Origin of the sequence: Nocardia sp. NPDC050378, assembly GCF_040655675.1 — a bacterium.
Lineage (GTDB): Bacteria > Actinomycetota > Actinomycetes > Mycobacteriales > Mycobacteriaceae > Nocardia > Nocardia coubleae.
In genome coordinates this window covers 21,411-39,134 of record NZ_JBFAKI010000008.1, presented here as the reverse complement: position 1 = coordinate 39,134, position 17,724 = coordinate 21,411, and the positions used below count along the sequence as shown (strand labels likewise).

Below are 17,724 nucleotides of genomic sequence, written 5' to 3'. Positions count from 1 at the left end.
CGGTGTGCTGACCTGCTGTTCTGCCGGTTATTCGCCGACGGCTCGACCGAGGTCGGAGACCCGGTGGCGTAGGGCTCGGGCGGTGGCCGGGTCGAAGGTTTCGAGGTGTTCGAACATCGGATCCTCGTCGTCGGTGTCTAGCAGGGTGGAGCGGCGGCGCAGGGCGCGGGCGGTGTCTCGGTCCATGGTGCGGCGCGTGGTGGCCGCCTCGGGGGTGGCGGTGGCGGTTTCGCGGGTGCGGCCGCGCGCGAGGCGGGCCATGCGGCGGCGCCGGATCTCCTCCTCGACGTGCACCTGCTTGCGCAGGTACGCCAGGTAGCCGGCGAGCACGGCGGCGGACAGGCCGCAGGCCCACCAGAACATCGAGTTCAGCAGCAGACCGAAGGCCGCGAACAGGATGACGGCGATGATGAGGCCGAGCACCGCGCGCTGGCGGAAGCTGTAGCGGGCGGCGCGGGCGATGGCGTCGGCCTCGGGGTCGTAGCCGCCGCGTCCGCGCCGCGACGGCACGAAGTCCTCGTCGTCGTCGACGGCGGCGGGTTCGGGCAGGTCGTCGAGGCGGGCGGGTGGTGCGGGTGGGATGCGCGCCGAGACCGGCGGCTCCTCCGCGACGGCCTCGACCGAATCCGGTTCGGCCGCGGCGTCGTCGGCCTCGGCGGCGGTGAGTTCGGCGGTGTCGTCGGGTTCTTCATCGGGGCCGTGCTCGATGTCGTCGAGTTCTGCTGTGACGGTGGGCTTTTCGTCATCGCCTTCGGTGACGGGCTCATCGGTCGTCATCCGATCCTCCGAATCGGTACGGTGGGGGCGCTTGGTCAGCACACGGGGGCGATAGTCGGGGTCACTCTCGTGTCCGCCCGCCGCCCCGATGCGAATCCGTCGTTCGGCCCCGCCACGGTGCAGCACGCGCGTGGCGAGTGCGGCGTCGGTGGTGCGGCGGATCCGGGGATGCCGGTCCGCGAGGATCGGGAACAGGACGAATACCCACAGAACGACCAGTCCGATCCACAGGATCGAATTAGGCATCGCGGTCATCACCTCCCGTCCCCGCCAACGTGTTGTCCGTCCGTGGACGCACTACCGACGTCCGTAGGTTAATTCGGGCACGCGCGCCCGTGTGGCAGGCGCGCCGTGCACACCTGCCACATGAGTAACAGAATTTTCACGGCAGCGCCGCTCGACCCTCCCTGACCAGGCGATCCACGACCGTGCCCATGACCTCTTCGACAGTCAAGCCCACCAGCAGGTGATCGCGCCAGGCGCCGTCGACGTCGAGGTAACGACGCAGCAAACCCTCTTCCCGGAACCCCACATTGCGCAGAACGGCTTGGCTGGCAAGGTTTTCCGGCCGCACCGTGGCTTCCACCCGGTGCAGGCCGACGGGCCCGAAGCAGTGGTCGAGCCCGAGCCCGAGCGCCGCCGTCGCCACCCCTTGGCCGCCGAGATCCTTGGCCACCCAGTACCCGATCCAGGCCGACCGCAGCGCCCCGCGCACGATATTGCCGATGGTGAGCTGCCCGCTGAACTGCCCGTCGACCTCGATGACCAGCGGGATCATCGCCCCGCGTCGCGCCTCGGCCTTCAGGCTCGTCCACAGCGACGGCCAGTTGGAGGCGTGGTTGCGTGCCTCCCAACTGCCGCGGCCGGTCGGTTCCCACGGTTCGAGGTGGTCGCGGTCGCGCAGCCGGATCCGGCTCCAGGCGGCGGCGTCGCGAAAACGCACCGGCCGCAACGTGACCTGGCCGCCGGCCACGATCACCGGACCGAGACGAGCAGGCCACCCGGGATGCTGACCGGCCCGGAAGACGTTCATGGACTCCACTTCTCAGCCGCGCTGCGCCAGGAACGCGACCCGCACCTCGTCACCGGTGCGGAAATCGGTGTCGTCGGGTTCGACCACGATCAGACTGTTCGCCTCGGCCAGCGTCGCCAGCAGGTGCGAGGAGCCGCCGTTGCCGTTGCCGAGCGGCTGCACCAGGTAGTCGCCGGTGGCCTCGTCGCGCAGCAGCTGGGCGCGCAGGTAGCCCTTGCGGCCCGGCATCGAGGTGACGGGAGTGATGGTGCGCGCGTTGACGATTCGCCGCATCGGCTGACGCCGCCCGAGCGCGATGCGGATCAGCGGCCGCACCATCACCTCGAACACCACGAGCGCGCTCACCGGGTTCGACGGCAGCAGGAAGGTCGGCACCTCGTCGCGCCCGAGCCGCCCGAAGCCCTGGACGGACCCGGGGTGCATGGCCACCCGATCCACCTCGAGCTCGCCGAGCCCGTCGAGCGCCTCGCGCACCTGCTCCGAGGCCCAGCCGCCGACCGCGCCCGCGATCACCACGACCTCCGAGCGCACCAGCTGGCCTTCGACCACATCGCGCAGCCGACGTGGGTCGGCGCTGACGATGCCCACCCGGTTCACGTCGGCGCCCGCGTCACGTGCGGCGGCGGCCAACGCGTAGGAGTTCACGTCGTAGACCTGGCCGGGGCCGGGTGTGCGGTCGATATCGATCAGTTCGCCACCGATGGAGATCACCGACAACCGAGGGCGCGGATGCACGAGCACCTTGTCCTGACCGACGGCGGCGAGCAGGCCGACCTGGGCCGCGCCGATGATGGTTCCCGCGCGAACCGCCACGTCACCGGGCTGTACGTCGTCGCCCACGCGGCGCACGTAGTCACCGGAGCGGACGGGTTCGAACACCTTGATCCTGGCCCGGCCACCGTCGGTGAAGTCGACTGGGAGCACCGCGTCGGCCAGGGTCGGCATGGGCGCGCCGGTGTCGACGCGCACCGTCTGCCTCGGTTGCAGACGGATCGGCTGACGCGAACCCGCCACCACCTCACCGACCACCGGCAGGGTGAGATCGATGAGTTCGCCCTCTTCGTCGCGCACCTCGGCACCGGCGGCGCTCACATCGACACTGCGCACCGCGTAGCCGTCGATGGCGGCCTGGTCGAAGCCGGGCAACGGCCGCTCGGTGACCACGTCCTCGGCGCACAGCAAACCCTGGGCCTCGGAAATCGCCACCCGGACCGGCCGGGGCGCGACCGCTGCCGCGGTGACCTTGATCAGCTGATCCTCAACCGAGCGCATCGAGCTCCTGTGTGTATCGGCGACGGCTTCGCCGGTTCCCATCGTTTTACGCGACCGGCGCTTGCGGGTCCCATTCCGGGCTGAGCCGGAACTTCAGCCACTCGCGCAGTTGCGGCCCGTATTCGTCCCGCTCGAGGGCGAAATCGACGGCAGCTCGAAGATAGCCGCCCGGGTTGCCCAAATCGTGGCGCGACCCACGATGGACGACCACATGGACCGGGTGATCCTCGGCGATGAGCAGGGCGATGGCGTCGGTGAGCTGCAACTCGCCGCCCGCGCCCGGCTCGATGCGGCGCAGGGCGTCGAAGATCGCGCGGTCGAGCAGGTAGCGGCCGGCGGCGGCCAGCGTCGACGGCGCGTCGGCCAGGTCGGGCTTCTCGACCATGCCGCGCACCCGGAGCACATCGGCCTCCGCGCCCTCGGCCAGGTCTTCCACGTCGAACACGCCGTAGGCGCTGACCTGCGACTTCGGCACGTCGATCGCGCACAGCACGGTGCCGCCACGCTCCCGACGGACCCGGCTCATCGTCTCGAGCACACCGCACGGCAGCACGAGGTCGTCGGGCAGCAGCACCGCGATCGCGTCCTCGTCGGCGTCGAGGACGGGCTCGGCCTGGGCGACGGCATGACCGAGACCGAGCGGCTCCTCCTGCACGACGGAGGTGACGTCGAGCAGCCCCGGCGCCTTGCGCACCTTCTCGAGCAGCGCGAACTTGCCGCGCTCGGCAAGGGTGCTCTCGAGGACGAGGTCCTCGACGAAGTGGGCGACCACGCCGTCCTTGCCGGGCGAGGTGACGATCACGAGGCGGTCGGCGCCGGACTCCGCGGCCTCGGCGGCGACCAGTTCGATGCCGGGCGTGTCGACTACCGGCAGCAGTTCCTTGGGCACCGTTTTGGTCGCAGGCAGAAACCGCGTTCCGAGTCCGGCCGCGGGGACAACCGCAGTGCGGAAACCGGAAGTCTTGTCTGTCATGCGCATACCCTATCCATTCAGCGTGCCGTCCGATCGCCCGTCGCGACGATCCGGCGTCGGCAAGAGCTTAGGGTGGTCGCTGTGGAGATGCCCGGTGAGCGCACGAAATATGCGTGGCGACGTGAGATCCTGGCCACCCGGGCCGCCATGGGACCCGCCGAACACGCCCGTGAGGCGAGTGCCCTCGCGGCCACCGCGGCCCTGTTGGCCGGGGCCGATGAGGTGGTGTGCGCCTACGTGCCGACGAAGACCGAGCCGGGCGATCTGCGCATGCTCGACGCGCTGCGCGAGCGCGGCGCCACAGTGTTGCTACCCGTCACCGGAGAGCCGGGACCGCTGAGCTGGGCGCACTACGCGGGCGCCGATTCGCTGCGCCCCGCGCGCTACGGCCTGCTCGAACCGATCACCGAGACCTTGCCGCCCCCGGTGGTCGCCGAGGCCGCCACGATCCTCGTCCCGGCACTCGCGGTCGATCGGCGCGGCGTGCGCCTCGGACGCGGCGCCGGGTACTACGACCGCACCCTCGGCGTGGCGAGCGCGGGCGCGCGGTTGATCGCGGTGGTCCGGGACATCGAACTGGTGGTCGAGTTGCCCGAGGAACCGCACGACCATCGGATGGGCTGGGCGTTGACGCCCGAGGCGGGCCTGAGCGAGCTGGGTGATCCCCGCGCACGAGCGGCGGAATGAAACGGCGATTGGCGAGGTTGGCAGTGTCGGCGGTAGAGTGCTAGATCGACGAGACTTGCGGAGGATCCTGTGCCAACTTATTCGTACGCGTGCACCGAGTGTGACAACCGCTTCGACATCGTTCAGTCCTTCTCCGAGGATTCACTGACGGAATGCCCGCAGTGCACGGGGAAGCTGCGGAAGCTGTTCAACTCGGTCGGGATTGTGTTCAAGGGCAGCGGTTTCTACCGCACCGACAGCCGGGGTGGCGCGTCGACCGCGAGCGAGCCCGCGAAGTCCTCGGACGGTAACGGCAACTCCTCGACGAGCGGGTCGTCCTCGAACGGGTCGTCGTCGAGCGCCGCCGCTCCCGCCGCCGCCAGCTGAGCGAAGAGTTCTCCACACCCCCGAGTTGTCCACAGGCGGGCCTTTCGCCGTTGTCGGTGCTGTTGCCGCGTTCCTAGGCTTCGGGCATGACTCGCAGCCTTGCCGACCTGGGACGTGGCAGCTCCTGGCGGTTCGCCCTCGGTAATCGCCCGGCCTGGGCCGATGCCCTGCTGGTGCGGCGCATCGTGGCCGCCGCGCTCGCCGTTGTCGCCATCGTCCTTTTCGTGCGCGGCGACCCGGGCGGGGCGCGGCAACCGGTAGTGGTCGCGGCCCATGACCTGTCACCGGGACGGGTACTCACCGCTGCGGACATACGGGTCGATCAGCACGAAACCCGAACGCTGCCCGCCGGTTTCGCCACCGATACCGCTCCCCTGCTCGGCGCCACCCTCACCGGCGCCATGCGCGCGGGTGAGATGTTCACCGATCTCCGGGTGGTCGGTCCCCGCTTGGCAGCGGCCGCGGCGGGCACCGACGACGCCCGCATCGTGCCGATCAGATTGGCCGACTCGGCGGTGGCCGAGGTGTTGCGCGCGGGCGACCGGGTGGACGTGGTCGGTGTCGACGACGCGGGTGGATCGGGTGGCGATCCGGCCGCGCGCGTCCTCGCCACCGATGCGGCGGTCGTGCTCGTCACCGCGACGGCCGACCGAAGGGCAGAACGGGTGGTGCTCGTCGCGCTGGCCACCGAGTACGCGACCGCCGTGGCCGGTGCTTCGTTACGCACCGCGCTGACCGTGGTGTTCCATTGACCGACGCGGTTCGCAGGCAGGACTGCTGCGTTTCAGGCCGCGTCGGCCAACGTCACCGAGAACCGCGGCCCCCGGCCGCCGATATTTCAGCCGAGGCTGAAGGGCTGACCCCACAGCGTCACCCAACTGATGACATTGTCGGTCTCGACCTCCACGCTCACGAACGAACGCGCCTGCGCGTATCCGCCGCAGCCGGACAGGCCGATGGTTTCGTCGGCCCAGGTCACCGAGCCGTTGGAACCCTTGAATTTGTTGTTCTTGGAATGCGATTCGTTGCCGTAGTCGTCGGCCTTCTCGAGATCGAGCACGTAGAACGACTGCGCCTGGCCCGGTCCGAGCGACAGTTCGCCGCCGGTGCCGATGCCGGCCGACGGGTTGCCCTGGTCGTCGACCGCGCCCTCGCCCTCGCCGCTCACGCCACCACCGGCGATATTCACCTGGCAGCCGACGGTGTAACCGGGGTAGATCTTGCCGCCCGACGCGTCACCACCACCGGACACCGACACCTGGGCACTACCCGACACCCACGCGTTGCGGTGCACCGGAGTCGAACCCATCGACGGACTGATGGTGGCCGATTCGCCGACCATCTTGATGTTCACGACGGTACCGTCCGACAGCGTTTTGGTGATCTCGCCGCCGGGCAGCGGCACGAAGGTGTCGGCATGGGCGGCGCCAACGGAGAACAGCCCGATGGTGCAGGACACGGCGGCAGCCACTCCCGCCGCCCGCGTCATACTCTTGCGATTGATCATCTCAGTAGACCCCTCGAGGGTGAATTCGATCGAGCTGGCAGGGTTTTCGGCGGTCGTCCGGTTCAGCCGATGCTGAACGGCATGCCGTAGAGCGTGGTCTTGGAGTAGTGGTCGCCGATGATCTCGACCACCGTGTACGCGCGGGCCTGGGCGTAACCGCCGCAGCCCTGCACCTGGATCTCGGCGTCCTGATAGTCGATGGCGTAGACGCCGGGCTTGGTGATGTCCTTCGAACTGATCTGCGCGAACGCGACCTCACCCGGGCCGAGGTTGAGCCCGATCGAACCGCCGGCGCTCACGCCGCCGGTGCTCACGCCACCGGACACACCGGCACCGATCGCGTCGTCGGCGATGCTCACCTGGCAACCGACGATGTAACCGGTATTGAGCTGCGAAGTGCCGTGTGTGGACGAATTATTGGAGCCGGGACGACCGGACGGACCGTTCCACGGCCCGGGCTCGCCCTCCGGTGTCTGCTGGACATCGGCCACGACGCTGCCGCTCACCCAGGCCACCCGGCCCGCGCCGTTGGCGGCGAGCGAGGGCGAGATGGTCGCCTTCTCGCCCACGCGGGTGATGCTCAGACCGGGGCCTGCCTTATGACCGTCGGGCAGCGGCACGAAGGTATCGGCGTCGGCGGCACCGGCCGACAGCAGGCCGATCGCCACCGCCACCGCGGCGCCTGCGCTCCAGGCGCCGCGACGCACACGGTTGGTGCGGTTCTCGCTCATTGTTCCCCTCGAGGTGTACGCAAGATCGACCTCGACCATCGAGGCCGATATCTGTAGTGCGCCCGGACCCAGCTGGGGTGTGCCACAAGGACAAAGCACCGCTGGCAACAGGACGAAAAGGGTCCCGCCGGGAGGTGGATCGAGAAGCTGGCGGTCACCGGATCGGCGCGAGCTCAGCCGATCGGCGAACGAAACGCGGACGAATCCGACCGCGAGTGCGGCCGATTCGCAACAAACATAATGAGCGACCCCCACGATGTCCAGCGCCGAGGCGGATGACGTGCTCACCAGAACGGGCCGGCCGCGAAAGCGACCGGCCCGTCAGGGGTTCGGAAATCGAACCGATCAGCCGAGGCTGAAGGGCTGGCCCCACAGGGTGACCCAGCTGATCACATTGTCGGTCTCGACCTCGACGCTCACGAAGGCACGAGCCTGCGCGTAGCCGGCGCAGCCGGACAGGCCGATGGTGGTGTCCGACCAGGTCACCGAGCCGCTGCCGTTCTTGAACTTGTTGTTCTTGCTGTGCGATTCGTTGCCGTAGTCGTCGGCCTTCTCGATGTCGAGAACGTAGAACGACTTCGCCTGGCCGGGGCCGAGCGAGAGCTCGCCGCCGGTGCCGACGCCGCCCGCGGCATTGCCTTCCCAGTCGGACTCGACATTGCCCTCACCGGAGACACCGCCGCCGGCGATGTTCACCTGGCAGCCGACGGTGTAGCCGGGGTAGATCTTGCCCGCGCCACCGGTGGAAACGGTGACCTGCGCGCTGCCCGACACCCACGCGTTGCGGTGCACCGGCGTGGAACCCATCGACGGGCTGATGAGGGCCGACTCGCCGACCAGGCTGATGTCGACGACGGTGCCGTCGGACAGGGTCTTGGTGATGTGGCCGCCCGGCAGCGGCACGAAGGTATCGGCATTGGCCGCGCCCGTGGAGAGCAGGCCGACAGCCACGGAGGCCGCGGCGCCGACGCCCGCCATCCGCGCCATGAACTTACGGTTGATCATAGGATTTGTCCCTCGAGGAGTGAGTTCGCCGTAGCGAGAAGAGGATTCGTACCGGTTCGAAAGACGTCAGCCGATGCTGAACGGCATGCCGTACAGGGTGGTCTTCGAGTAGTGGTCGCCGATGATCTCGACCACGGTGTACGCCCGGGCCTGCGCGTAACCGGCGCAGCCCTGGATCTCGATCTCCGCGTCCTGGTAATCGATCGCGTAGACACCCGCCTTGACGATGTCCTTCGAGTTGATCTGCACGAACTTGACCTCGCCCGGGCCCAGGTTCACGCCGATCGAGCCACCCGCGTTGACGCCGCCGGTGCTCACGCCGCCGGACACACCGGCACCGATCGCGTCGTCGGCGATGCTCACCTGGCAACCGACGATGTAGCCGGTGCTGAGGATGGAGGTGCCGTGCGAGGAAGAGTTGTTGGAGCCGTCGCGGCCGCTCGGGCCGTTCCAGGGGCCTGCCTCGCCCTCGGGGGTCGCGGTGACGTCGGCGATGGCCGAGCCCGAGACCCACACGACGCGACCTGCGCCGTTGGCCGCCATCGACGGCGAAATCAGGGCGTGCTCGCCGGTGCGGGTGATGGTCACCCCGGGGCCTGCCTTCTGACCGTCCGGCAACGGCACGAAGGTATCTGCGTTGGCGGCACCGGTCGACAGCAGGCCGATGGCCATGGCGGCCGCGGCAGCGCCGACGCCCGCGGCACGGGCGCCGCGGCGCACACCGGTGGTGCGGTTCTCGCTCATACTTCCCCTCATCAGTGTTCTCTAACAGCCGGTCTCGGCTTTCGTGACCGGACGGGTGGACCTCACAGGCCCAGCTCAGTGTGTCGCCCCTTTGTTGCCGTTACGTAACCGACTGTTATTTCGGCGATACGGCCGGGGTCGGCGGAGCTACCCGAGGGTAGGGCTGCACCGGATGTTCAACGCACAGAAGTTGAGTACTGCGGGGACCGATTGTGGTGGGTCTGGATGGCGAACATTAAACGCTGCGTTCTGGTTCCAGCAACCGTAGAGTTCGTAAATTTCACTGTGACACCCAGCACAAGTTCATACATCGCCACATGCTTTGACATGCATAAATGCCTTGAGCTTCGGGTTTGTCAAGTGGGATGAACAGCTCCGCTTCCCGGACCGCAAACCGTCGCTTATACGACAAAGGACCACACATGAAGTGTGGTCCTCGGAAAATGTAGCCGCTTCGCAATGGGTTAATACTGGATTAACCCCGGTTGGCTATCACGTAGCGGGAAAGGCAGATAACGGGGCGGTCACCCGTGATGCGGCGGTATTTGCGAACGCAGCCACTCGTCGTCATCGGAACCGCGCGAACCGTCCCCGCGCTCGTCAGCGGTGGTTTCGGGCAGCACATCGCCGAAGATCCGCGCGAGCCGGGCCGCTTCGGCGGCCTTGCGCCGCGCGGCCTCGCGCTCCTCGGGCGATGTGCTGTCCGACGCGTTCATCGAATCACTCGTCCAGACCGGAGAGTTCGCCGATCACCCGGCTCGCCAGCGGGCCGAGGGTGGCCATGCCGTCGCGCACCGCCGAGCGGGTGCCCGGCAGGTTCACCACGAGGGTGCTGCCGGAAATACCGGAGACCCCACGCGACAGACCCGCGTCGAGCGATCCGGCCACGCGGCCCGACGCGCGCAGCGCCTCGGTGATGCCGGGCAGTTCCCGGTCGAGCACCTGGGCGGTGGCCTCGGGGGTGACATCACGCGGCGACATACCCGTGCCGCCGACCGAGATCACCAGGTCCACACCGCCGATGACGGCGGTGTTGAGCGCGTTGCGGATCTCGACCTCGTCGGCCTGCACGGTCACCGAGGCGTCGACCAGGAAGCCCGCTTCGTTGAGCAATTCGGTGACGAGCGGGCCGAGCGAGTCGACGCCGCCGTGCGCCGTCCGGTCGTCGACGACCACTACAAGTGCCCGCCCTGCCACGGGAGCATCGATGTCCATGGTCATCACCGTAGCGCCTACGCACGACAGTGCCGCGTTCGATCGCATCATCGGCCGCTCTCCGCCGCGGCGGCCGTGAGCGTGACGTCCACGGTCTTGGCGTTTCCGCCCTGTTCGTCGGTGTAGGTGATCTTCACGGTGTCTCCTGGCTGGCGGGAACGGACGGCGGCGATCAGCGCGTCACCGGAATCGATGGGCCGATCGTCGAGGCGGGTGATGATCGCGCCCGCCGGGATACCCGCCTTGGCGGCGGGCCCGTCCGGGGTCGCCTCGAGTACCCGGGCGGCCGTGTCGAGCGGACGCAGTTTGATCCCGATCTGGGCGTAGGTGGCCTTGCCGGTCTTGATGAGTTCGTCGGCCACGCGGCGAGCCTGGTCGACCGGGATGGCGAAGCCGAGGCCGATGGACCCGCTCTGCGCGCCCGACATCTCGCCGCCGAGGCTGGCGATGGCGGTGTTGATGCCGATGAGCTTGCCCTGGCCGTCGACGAGCGCGCCGCCGGAGTTGCCCGGGTTGATCGCGGCGTCGGTCTGGATCGCGTCGATGACCGGGTTCACCTGGCTGGGTGTGCCCTCACCGCTGGTCGAGACGGGCCGGTTGAGCGCCGAGACGATGCCGGTGGTGACGGTGCCTGCCAGGCCGAGCGGCGAACCGATGGCGATCACCGGCTGGCCGACCGCGAGTCCGTCGGAGGTGCCGAGTTCGATCGGGGTGAGGCCGGTCTTGTCGGCCTTGATGACGGCCAGGTCGGAGACCGGGTCGGCGCCGATCATGGTGGCGGGCGCGGTGCTGCCGTCGCTGAACACCACCTCCATCTTCGCCCCCGATCCGGCGCCCGCGGCGACGTGGTTGTTGGTCAGGATCAGCCCGTCCGAGGACAGCACGACTCCCGACCCCTCACCGGAGGCGCGGGTGCCCGCGACCTTGATCATCACCACGCTCGGCAGCACCCGCTGCGCGACCGCCTGGGTCGACCCGGCGGGCGCGTTGGCGGCGTTGTTCACCTCGGGTCGTGGCGCCTCGAGCGCGTTGGTCACCGGCGCCGGATCGGAGTCGGCGGCGAGCACGCCGACCACGCCGCCGACGCCGCCGCTCACCAGCGCCAGCGCGGTGGCTCCGGCGATCAAGCCGAGCCGCAACGGCTTTCGCGGGGCCGCGGGCGGGGCGGTGTAGGGCTGCTGGGGGTACGGCTGGGGTACGTAGCCGTGCTGCGCGGGCCCATACGGGTGGCTACCCGGCACGGTGGCGGGGTGATCCGCCTGTCCCGGGCCGTGGCCGCCGAGGGGATGGTCGGCGGGCCGCTGCTGGGGATCGTCGTTCATGGTCACCTTCTCTCACGCTTGCCGACAAGCTTGGCGACGGCTACTGAGAAGCGCCTGAGACCGGCCCGTCAGTTGCCCGAGACTCGGTTCACGGTGCCTCGTCCGGTTCCACTGCCGCGGGCGCCGCCTCACCGGGCAGAACGATGCGGACCAGGGCGCCGCCCCGATCGGAGGTGTCGATGGCGATGGTTCCGCCGTGCTTGGTCACCACCTGTTTCACGATCGCGAGCCCGAGCCCGGAACCGGGCATCGACCTGGACGCGGTGGTCCGGTAGAAGCGTTCGAACACCAGCTCGCGTTCGCCCGGCGGGATACCGGGGCCCGCGTCGGCGACCGCGAGTTCCAGCAGTCCCGGGCCCGCGGGGCGCATGGTGATCCGCACGACCGCGTCGGGCGGACTCCACTTGGCCGCGTTGTCGAGCACATTGAGCACCGCGCGTTCCAAGCCCGCCTCGTGGCCGTAGACGAACCAGGGCAGCAGGTCGGCGACGAAAGTGATGCCCGCACGACGCCGCCGCGCGCGTTCCAGCGCCCGCTCGGCCACCTCGCCGAGATCCACCCGCTCGTAGACGGTTTCCGGGGCGTCCTCACGGGCCAGGTCGACGAGGTCGCCGACGAGGGTCGACAGCTCCTCGATCTGGGCGACCACGTCGGCGCGCAGCTCGACCATGTCCTCGTCGGGCACCCGTGGCGCGCCCGGCCTGCTCGAGGCGATGAGCAGTTCCATATTGGTGCGCAGCGAGGTGAGCGGGGTGCGCAGCTCGTGGCCCGCGTCGGCGACGAGACGGCGCTGCCGGTCACGGGACTCGGCCAGGGCGCGCAGCATGGTGTTGAAACTCTCGGTGAGCCTTGCCAATTCGTCGTCGCCGGTGACCGGAATCGGGGTGAGGTCGTCGGTGCGGGCGACCCGCTCGGTCGCGGCGGTCAGGCGCGCGATCGGGCGAAGACCGGTGCGGCCGACGGCGGTACCGGCCGCGGCGGCGAGCACCACACCGCAGGCGCCGACCACGAACAGCAGCCACGCCAGCCGGTCGAGCACCTCGCGGGTGCGGTAGAGCTTCTGGGAGATGATGAGCGTGGCGCCGCTGTGCGTGCGCGCCGCGAGCACACGCTGGTCACCGACGGTGCGCAGCGAGGAGTTGAGTTTGCCGTCGGCCACCGCCAGTTCCTGGGCGCCGACCGGCGGAATCGTCTGCTGCGGCGGCATATACGGCTTGTGATCGGCATAGATCAGCGCGACGCCGACCTCGTTGGAGTACAACCCGGCGAGCACGATCGACTGGAACCCGATCGACTCGAAATTGTTGTTGATCATGGTCGCCGCACGCGCCTCGAGCTGGGCGTCGACGTCGGCGTAGAGGGCGCGCGCGACCATCGCGTAGGCCGCGATCGAGGTGACGGCCACCGCGATCAGCACCACCGAGGCGGCCAGCAGGGTGACCCGCCAGCGCAGCGACACCGAGCGGGTGAGCGGCATCGGTGGGCGCATCTCGCCGGGGTCGAGCGGACGGCCGAGCCCGGCGACCACCGGTTCCTTGTGTGCCATGCCCGCGGCCTAGGGAGGCGTCTCGCGCAGCACGTACCCGACGCCGCGCACGGTGTGGATCAAGCGTTCCTCGCCGTCGGCCTCGGTTTTGCGCCGCAAATAGCCGATGTAGACCTCGAGCGCGTTGCCGGAGGTGGGAAAGTCGTAACCCCACACCTCTTCCAGGATCCGCCCCCGGGTGAGCACCCGGCGCGGATTGGCCATCAACATCTCCAGCAGCGAGAACTCGGTACGAGTCAAGCTGATCGAACGTTCGCCGCGCGAAACTTCGCGAGTGACCGGGTCCAGCGACAGATCAGCGAACACCATGGCTTCGGATGCTTCGCCGAGATCGGGTGCCCGCCTGCGCAGCAAAGCGCGTAAACGCGCGAGCAATTCCTCCAGCGCGAAAGGCTTCGGCAAATAATCGTCGGCACCCGCATCGAGCCCCGCCACGCGTTCGGAGACCGAATCGCGCGCGGTCAAAACGAGAATCGGCAGATCGTCGCCCGTACTGCGCAGCCGGCGGCACACTTCCAGGCCGTCCAGACGGGGCATCATCACATCGAGAACGAGCGCATCGGGCCTGGCTGTTGTGACTTTCTCCAAAGCGTCCATGCCGTCGACGGCCAGGTCGACGGTGTAGCCGTTGAAGCTCAGTGATCGGCGCAGTGATTCCCGCACCGCACGATCGTCGTCGACAACCAGAATGCGCATGTGCTCAGTTTGCCGTTACCGACTGAGAACGTACTGAGAGGGGCCGTCGCGGCGCCGATCGTCGCGGCCACGCCGGGCGCCGCGTCGTATGTTGTGAGTCTTGACAGAGCGGGTCGAATCGTCGTCGCCTCAGCGCATATTCGGCGAATATCGGCATATCAGGCCCGGATTGCCGTTGACCACCTGGCACGGTATCTTTCCTGCGATAAAAGAAGACCTTCAGTTGGTTCTGCGCTCGCATCGGTCCGCGACCTCCCCCGCGCGGGCCGGGGTCACACGTGGAAGCAGAGGCAACGCACGCGGATGGAACCTGCATCGCGCTCCTGGCAATTCAGCCTGTCGAACTGGTCGGTAACGCGCAAGGTCGGTGTGGTTCTCGTGCTGCCGGTGATGCTCGCGACCACGTTCGCCGTGCTGCGCATCAATGCCGAACTCGAGACCATGACCCAACTCGGTGCGGCGACCGAACAGGCCGCCGTCATCCGGCCCGTCGTCAAATTCGCCACCGCCACCGAACAACTCGCCGTCGCCGCGACCGCCAACTGGGGTGCGATCGCCGACCCACAGACCGACGCCGCGCTCACCACCTACGATCAAGCCCTCGCCGAGGTACAGAGCGCGCTGCGCATGGCGAGCATCGATCGAGCCGTCGCCGACGAACTCACCGCCGCGACCACCACCGGCGCCACGCTGCGCAATACGGTGCGCAGCGGGTCGCCCGCGATGGTCGGCGAACAGACCGACGAGATCGGTGAACGCATCGGCAACGCCCTCGCCAAGACCCCGGTGGTCGAGGACTACGTCGTGCAGCGCTACTTCCTGCAGCTCACCGCGCTGCACCAGGCGCGGCGGGTACTCACCCGGGAACGCACGCTCGTCGTGTCGCCCGACGCCGGAACGAGCCAGAGCGCTCGCGCGCGGATGCTGGTCGAGCTCGGCTCCGAGCAGACCATGATCAAGACCTACGCGATGATCCTGCCCGGCAACGCGGGCAGCATGGCCTCGCTGCTCGACGCGGTCCAGACCAGGATCAGCGTGTTCAGCCAGAACAACGGCGACCCGACGACCAACGCGGCGGTGCTCAACACCCTGCAGGTCAGCGCCGACACCTACGCGGCGACCATCTCCGGTCTGCTCGACGAGATCGACAAGACCCTCGACCTCAACACCTCGACCGCCCAGACCGCCGCGCTGCGTGAGGCCACCCTTGTCCTGGGCATGCTGCTCTCCGGACTGGCACTGGCACTCGCGGTGGCCCGCACGCTGGTCGTGCCGGTGCGCAGGCTGCGCCGCGACGCGCTCGAGGTGGCCCATGTGAAGCTGCCCGACGAACTCGCCGTGGTGCGCAGCGGCGGCGCGACCCCCGAGATCGCGCCGGTGGGCGTGCACTCCACCGACGAGATCGGCCAGCTCGCCCGCGCCGTCGACGAGATGCACGAGCAGGCCCTCAACCTGGCCGCCGACCAGGCGCGCCTGCGCCTGCAGATCGGCAACATGTTCGAGACGCTGTCGCGGCGCAGCCAGTCACTGGTCGAGCAGCAGCTCGCGCTCATCGAGGAACTCGAGCACGACGAGGACAACCCCTCGCGCCTGCAGACCCTGTTCCGCCTCGACCACCTCGCCACCCGCATGCGCCGCAACGGCGACAACCTGCTCGTGCTCGCCGGTACCGCGCTGCGCCGTGGTCATCTGCCGCCGGTACCGCTGTCGGACATGCTCTGGAGCGCGGTGTCGCAGGTGGAGGACTACCAGCGCGTCGAGATCGGGAATGTGCCCGATGGTGTGGTCGCCGGTGAGTCGGCCGTCGACATCGAGCACCTGCTCGCCGAGCTCATCGACAACGCGCTGCGCTACTCGCCGCCGAGCACGTCGGTGGCGGTGATCGTCGGCCGGGCCGTCGACGGCGGGTACCTGATCGAGATCACCGACCGTGGCCTCGGCATGTCGGCCGACGATCTGCGCACCACCAACGAACGGCTCGCCTCCGGTGGTGAGGTGACCATCGAAACCGCCCGCCGGATGGGTCTTTTCGTGGTCGGCAGGCTCGCCAAGCGGCACACCATCACCGTGAGCCTGCGCCGCACCAACGGCTCGGCGCCGCAGCCGGGGATCACCGCGAGCGTGCATCTGCCCAGTGCGCTCGTGGCTCCCGCGCCGCCCTCGTCGGGCCCGGCCACCGGCCCCAACCCGCTGGTGTCGACCGGCCCGAATCAGCTTGTCCCGTCGGCATTCACGACCGGTCCCAATCCGACCTTCCCGGCGGGCGCGCCGAATCCGCTGATCCCGGCCGCGAACGCGCTCGTGCCGCCGCAGTACGGTGCGACCACCGGTGCCTACGATGCGAGCGAATACCGGGCACCACTCACCAAGGCCGGACTGCCGCAACGGGTTTCGGCGTCAACACCCGAACCCGAGCCCGTCGAGGAGACACCGAGCGGGCTGTGGGCCGAGCACCCGGTCGAGGACCTACCCGTGCCGAAGTCCGAGACCACCGGACTCCCGCAGCGCACCCCGTCCGCGTCCTGGCCGGTTCCCCCACCCGTCCGGCCGACGACGGACCAGCCGACGACCGACTGGCCGCTGCCGACCCGCGACAGCTCCGACGAAGCGCCGCAGCCCGATTCGAACGGCCGCGCGACGGCGGAGCCGAGCCCGTCCGCGCCCGTCCGCCTGCAACCGCTCGGTGGCGCCCGTTCCGACTCGACCGACCCGGATTCGCTCCACGGCGGTCCGGCGTCTGCCGAGTCGCCCGGCCCGCGACCTTTCGACGCGCCCCGCGACCCGGCCGATGCGACGCGGTCGGCTCGCCCGCGACTGCCCGGAGACAGCCGCACCGACACCACCGAGGCGACCCCGCAATCACTCGATGACCGCCCCCGGGATCCGTCGCTGACGACCGGCCACGGGCTCGACGACAGCGGATCGGACTCCGACGCGGTGCCGCCCACCCTCGCGGCACCGCTCGACGCGGCGGCGCGGCGACCGGATTCCGCCGCGCGCCTGCAGCCTCTCGACGTCGCGTCATCGGAGCAGGCCGAGCCCGGCGAGGAAGCCGCCCAGGACCCCGTGCCCACCTCCTCGACCAGGTTGCAGCCGGTCAACGGTGAGGCGCCGACGCCGATCTATCAGCGCATGGTTTCCGAGTGGCTCGTCGAACCTTCCACAGCCGCAAGCGAATCCGCGTCGAACGGGGCATCATGGAGCTCCCCCGGCGACGCGGGATGGACGGCGGCGGCCAGTGCGGACAAGCCGCCGACCTCCGCACGCACCTCCGGTGGCCTGCCGATCCGTAAACCGGGCGCACAGCTGGTGCCCGGCGGACTGGCACCCGCCGAGGAAGCGGGCGCCCGCGATCCCGAGGAGATCCGCAACAACTTGACCCGACATCTCAGCGGCGTCCGCAGTGGCCGTGCCGAGATCCAGTACAACGACGGAGGCCTCGAATGAGCAACGCGCACCCCACAGACGAGAATCTGAACTGGCTGGTCGCCCGCTTCACCCGGGACGTGCCCGGCGTCTCGCACGCGGTGCTGGTCTCGGCCGACGGGTTGCTGCAGGCGACCAGCCCGCATCTACCCGCGGACCGCGCCGAACAACTCGCCGCGGTGACCGCGGGTCTGGCGAGCCTGTCCGCCGGTGCGGCGCAACTGTTCGACGGCGGCAAGGTGATGCAGTCGATCGTCGAGATGCAGCGCGGCTACCTGCTGGTGATGAGCGTCGGAAACGGTTCGCACCTGGCGGTTCTGGCCAACAAGAGCCATGACATCGGCCGTATCGGTTACGAGATGGCACTGCTCGTCGACCGGGTGGGCTCGGCGGTCACCGCCACCGCCCGCTCCGCCGGCTGAGG

General features: G+C 69.2%; 18 protein-coding genes. 5 read left to right on the top strand and 13 right to left on the bottom strand.

What is annotated here, in order from left to right:
- Nucleotides 1-27: 27 nt before the first annotated feature.
- The 4 genes from glpR to AB0I35_RS19055 all read right to left on the bottom strand — a co-directional run bounded on the left by glpR (nucleotide 28) and on the right by AB0I35_RS19055 (nucleotide 4,055).
- The gene (glpR, locus tag AB0I35_RS19070) at nucleotides 28-1,023 is read right to left on the bottom strand and encodes a gephyrin-like molybdotransferase receptor GlpR (protein ID WP_357397407.1); all 996 of its coding nucleotides are present in this window, start codon (nucleotides 1,021-1,023) and stop codon (nucleotides 28-30) included.
- Between the two features lie 136 nt (nucleotides 1,024-1,159).
- Nucleotides 1,160-1,810 carry a GNAT family protein gene (locus AB0I35_RS19065; RefSeq protein ID WP_067485934.1) on the bottom strand — a complete coding sequence of 217 codons (651 nt, stop codon included), beginning with the start codon at nucleotides 1,808-1,810 and terminating at the stop codon, nucleotides 1,160-1,162.
- Between the two features lie 12 nt (nucleotides 1,811-1,822).
- Complete coding sequence (glp, locus tag AB0I35_RS19060) at nucleotides 1,823-3,082, bottom strand: gephyrin-like molybdotransferase Glp (protein ID WP_357397405.1); 1,260 nt, start codon at nucleotides 3,080-3,082, stop codon at nucleotides 1,823-1,825.
- Between the two features lie 46 nt (nucleotides 3,083-3,128).
- Entirely contained in the window at nucleotides 3,129-4,055 is a 927-nt protein-coding gene (locus tag AB0I35_RS19055) for a UTP--glucose-1-phosphate uridylyltransferase (RefSeq protein WP_357397404.1), read from the bottom strand.
- Nucleotides 4,056-4,142: 87 nt separating this feature from the next.
- Between AB0I35_RS19055 and AB0I35_RS19050 the strand changes: the two genes are divergently transcribed.
- The 3 genes from AB0I35_RS19050 to AB0I35_RS19040 all read left to right on the top strand — a co-directional run bounded on the left by AB0I35_RS19050 (nucleotide 4,143) and on the right by AB0I35_RS19040 (nucleotide 5,860).
- On the top strand, nucleotides 4,143-4,742 hold the full coding sequence (locus AB0I35_RS19050) for a 5-formyltetrahydrofolate cyclo-ligase (protein ID WP_357397633.1): 600 nt from the start codon (nucleotides 4,143-4,145) through the stop codon (nucleotides 4,740-4,742).
- A 69-nt stretch (nucleotides 4,743-4,811) separates the two neighbouring features.
- Nucleotides 4,812-5,108, top strand: a complete 297-nt coding sequence (locus tag AB0I35_RS19045; RefSeq protein WP_357397402.1) for an FmdB family zinc ribbon protein — start codon at nucleotides 4,812-4,814, stop codon at nucleotides 5,106-5,108.
- Between the two features lie 86 nt (nucleotides 5,109-5,194).
- Nucleotides 5,195-5,860, top strand: a complete 666-nt coding sequence (locus AB0I35_RS19040) for an SAF domain-containing protein (RefSeq protein ID WP_357397400.1) — start codon at nucleotides 5,195-5,197, stop codon at nucleotides 5,858-5,860.
- An 86-nt stretch (nucleotides 5,861-5,946) separates the two neighbouring features.
- Here AB0I35_RS19040 and AB0I35_RS19035 read toward each other — a convergent pair whose 3' ends face one another.
- The 9 genes from AB0I35_RS19035 to AB0I35_RS18995 all read right to left on the bottom strand — a co-directional run bounded on the left by AB0I35_RS19035 (nucleotide 5,947) and on the right by AB0I35_RS18995 (nucleotide 13,874).
- Entirely contained in the window at nucleotides 5,947-6,615 is a 669-nt protein-coding gene (locus AB0I35_RS19035) for an MspA family porin (protein WP_067641774.1), read from the bottom strand.
- Nucleotides 6,616-6,677: 62 nt separating this feature from the next.
- Nucleotides 6,678-7,346: an MspA family porin gene (locus tag AB0I35_RS19030; RefSeq protein ID WP_357397399.1), complete on the bottom strand. Its 669-nt coding sequence runs from the start codon at nucleotides 7,344-7,346 to the stop codon at nucleotides 6,678-6,680.
- A gap of 345 nt (nucleotides 7,347-7,691) precedes the next feature.
- Nucleotides 7,692-8,351 carry an MspA family porin gene (locus AB0I35_RS19025; protein WP_357397398.1) on the bottom strand — a complete coding sequence of 220 codons (660 nt, stop codon included), beginning with the start codon at nucleotides 8,349-8,351 and terminating at the stop codon, nucleotides 7,692-7,694.
- 66 nt (nucleotides 8,352-8,417) lie between these two features.
- Nucleotides 8,418-9,095, bottom strand: coding sequence for an MspA family porin (locus AB0I35_RS19020; RefSeq protein WP_357397397.1), 678 nt, complete (start codon nucleotides 9,093-9,095; stop codon nucleotides 8,418-8,420).
- 524 nt (nucleotides 9,096-9,619) lie between these two features.
- Entirely contained in the window at nucleotides 9,620-9,811 is a 192-nt protein-coding gene (locus tag AB0I35_RS19015; RefSeq protein ID WP_067485436.1) for a hypothetical protein, read from the bottom strand.
- Nucleotides 9,812-9,815: 4 nt separating this feature from the next.
- The gene (locus AB0I35_RS19010; RefSeq protein ID WP_181696798.1) at nucleotides 9,816-10,358 is read right to left on the bottom strand and encodes a MogA/MoaB family molybdenum cofactor biosynthesis protein; all 543 of its coding nucleotides are present in this window, start codon (nucleotides 10,356-10,358) and stop codon (nucleotides 9,816-9,818) included.
- Nucleotides 10,358-11,632 carry a trypsin-like peptidase domain-containing protein gene (locus AB0I35_RS19005; RefSeq protein ID WP_357397396.1) on the bottom strand — a complete coding sequence of 425 codons (1,275 nt, stop codon included), beginning with the start codon at nucleotides 11,630-11,632 and terminating at the stop codon, nucleotides 10,358-10,360. Before AB0I35_RS19005 ends, AB0I35_RS19010 begins: the two co-directional genes overlap by 1 nt.
- A gap of 88 nt (nucleotides 11,633-11,720) precedes the next feature.
- Entirely contained in the window at nucleotides 11,721-13,178 is a 1,458-nt protein-coding gene (locus AB0I35_RS19000; RefSeq protein ID WP_357397395.1) for a HAMP domain-containing sensor histidine kinase, read from the bottom strand.
- A 9-nt stretch (nucleotides 13,179-13,187) separates the two neighbouring features.
- Nucleotides 13,188-13,874 (bottom strand): response regulator transcription factor, encoded by a 687-nt coding sequence (locus tag AB0I35_RS18995; protein ID WP_067485428.1) that lies wholly within the window; start codon nucleotides 13,872-13,874, stop codon nucleotides 13,188-13,190.
- Between the two features lie 303 nt (nucleotides 13,875-14,177).
- Between AB0I35_RS18995 and AB0I35_RS18990 the strand changes: the two genes are divergently transcribed.
- Nucleotides 14,178-17,321: an ATP-binding protein gene (locus tag AB0I35_RS18990; RefSeq protein WP_357397394.1), complete on the top strand. Its 3,144-nt coding sequence runs from the start codon at nucleotides 14,178-14,180 to the stop codon at nucleotides 17,319-17,321.
- Nucleotides 17,318-17,722, top strand: coding sequence for a roadblock/LC7 domain-containing protein (locus AB0I35_RS18985; protein ID WP_357148187.1), 405 nt, complete (start codon nucleotides 17,318-17,320; stop codon nucleotides 17,720-17,722). The genes AB0I35_RS18990 and AB0I35_RS18985 overlap by 4 nt, the downstream gene beginning before the upstream one ends.
- Nucleotides 17,723-17,724: the final 2 nt, after the last annotated feature.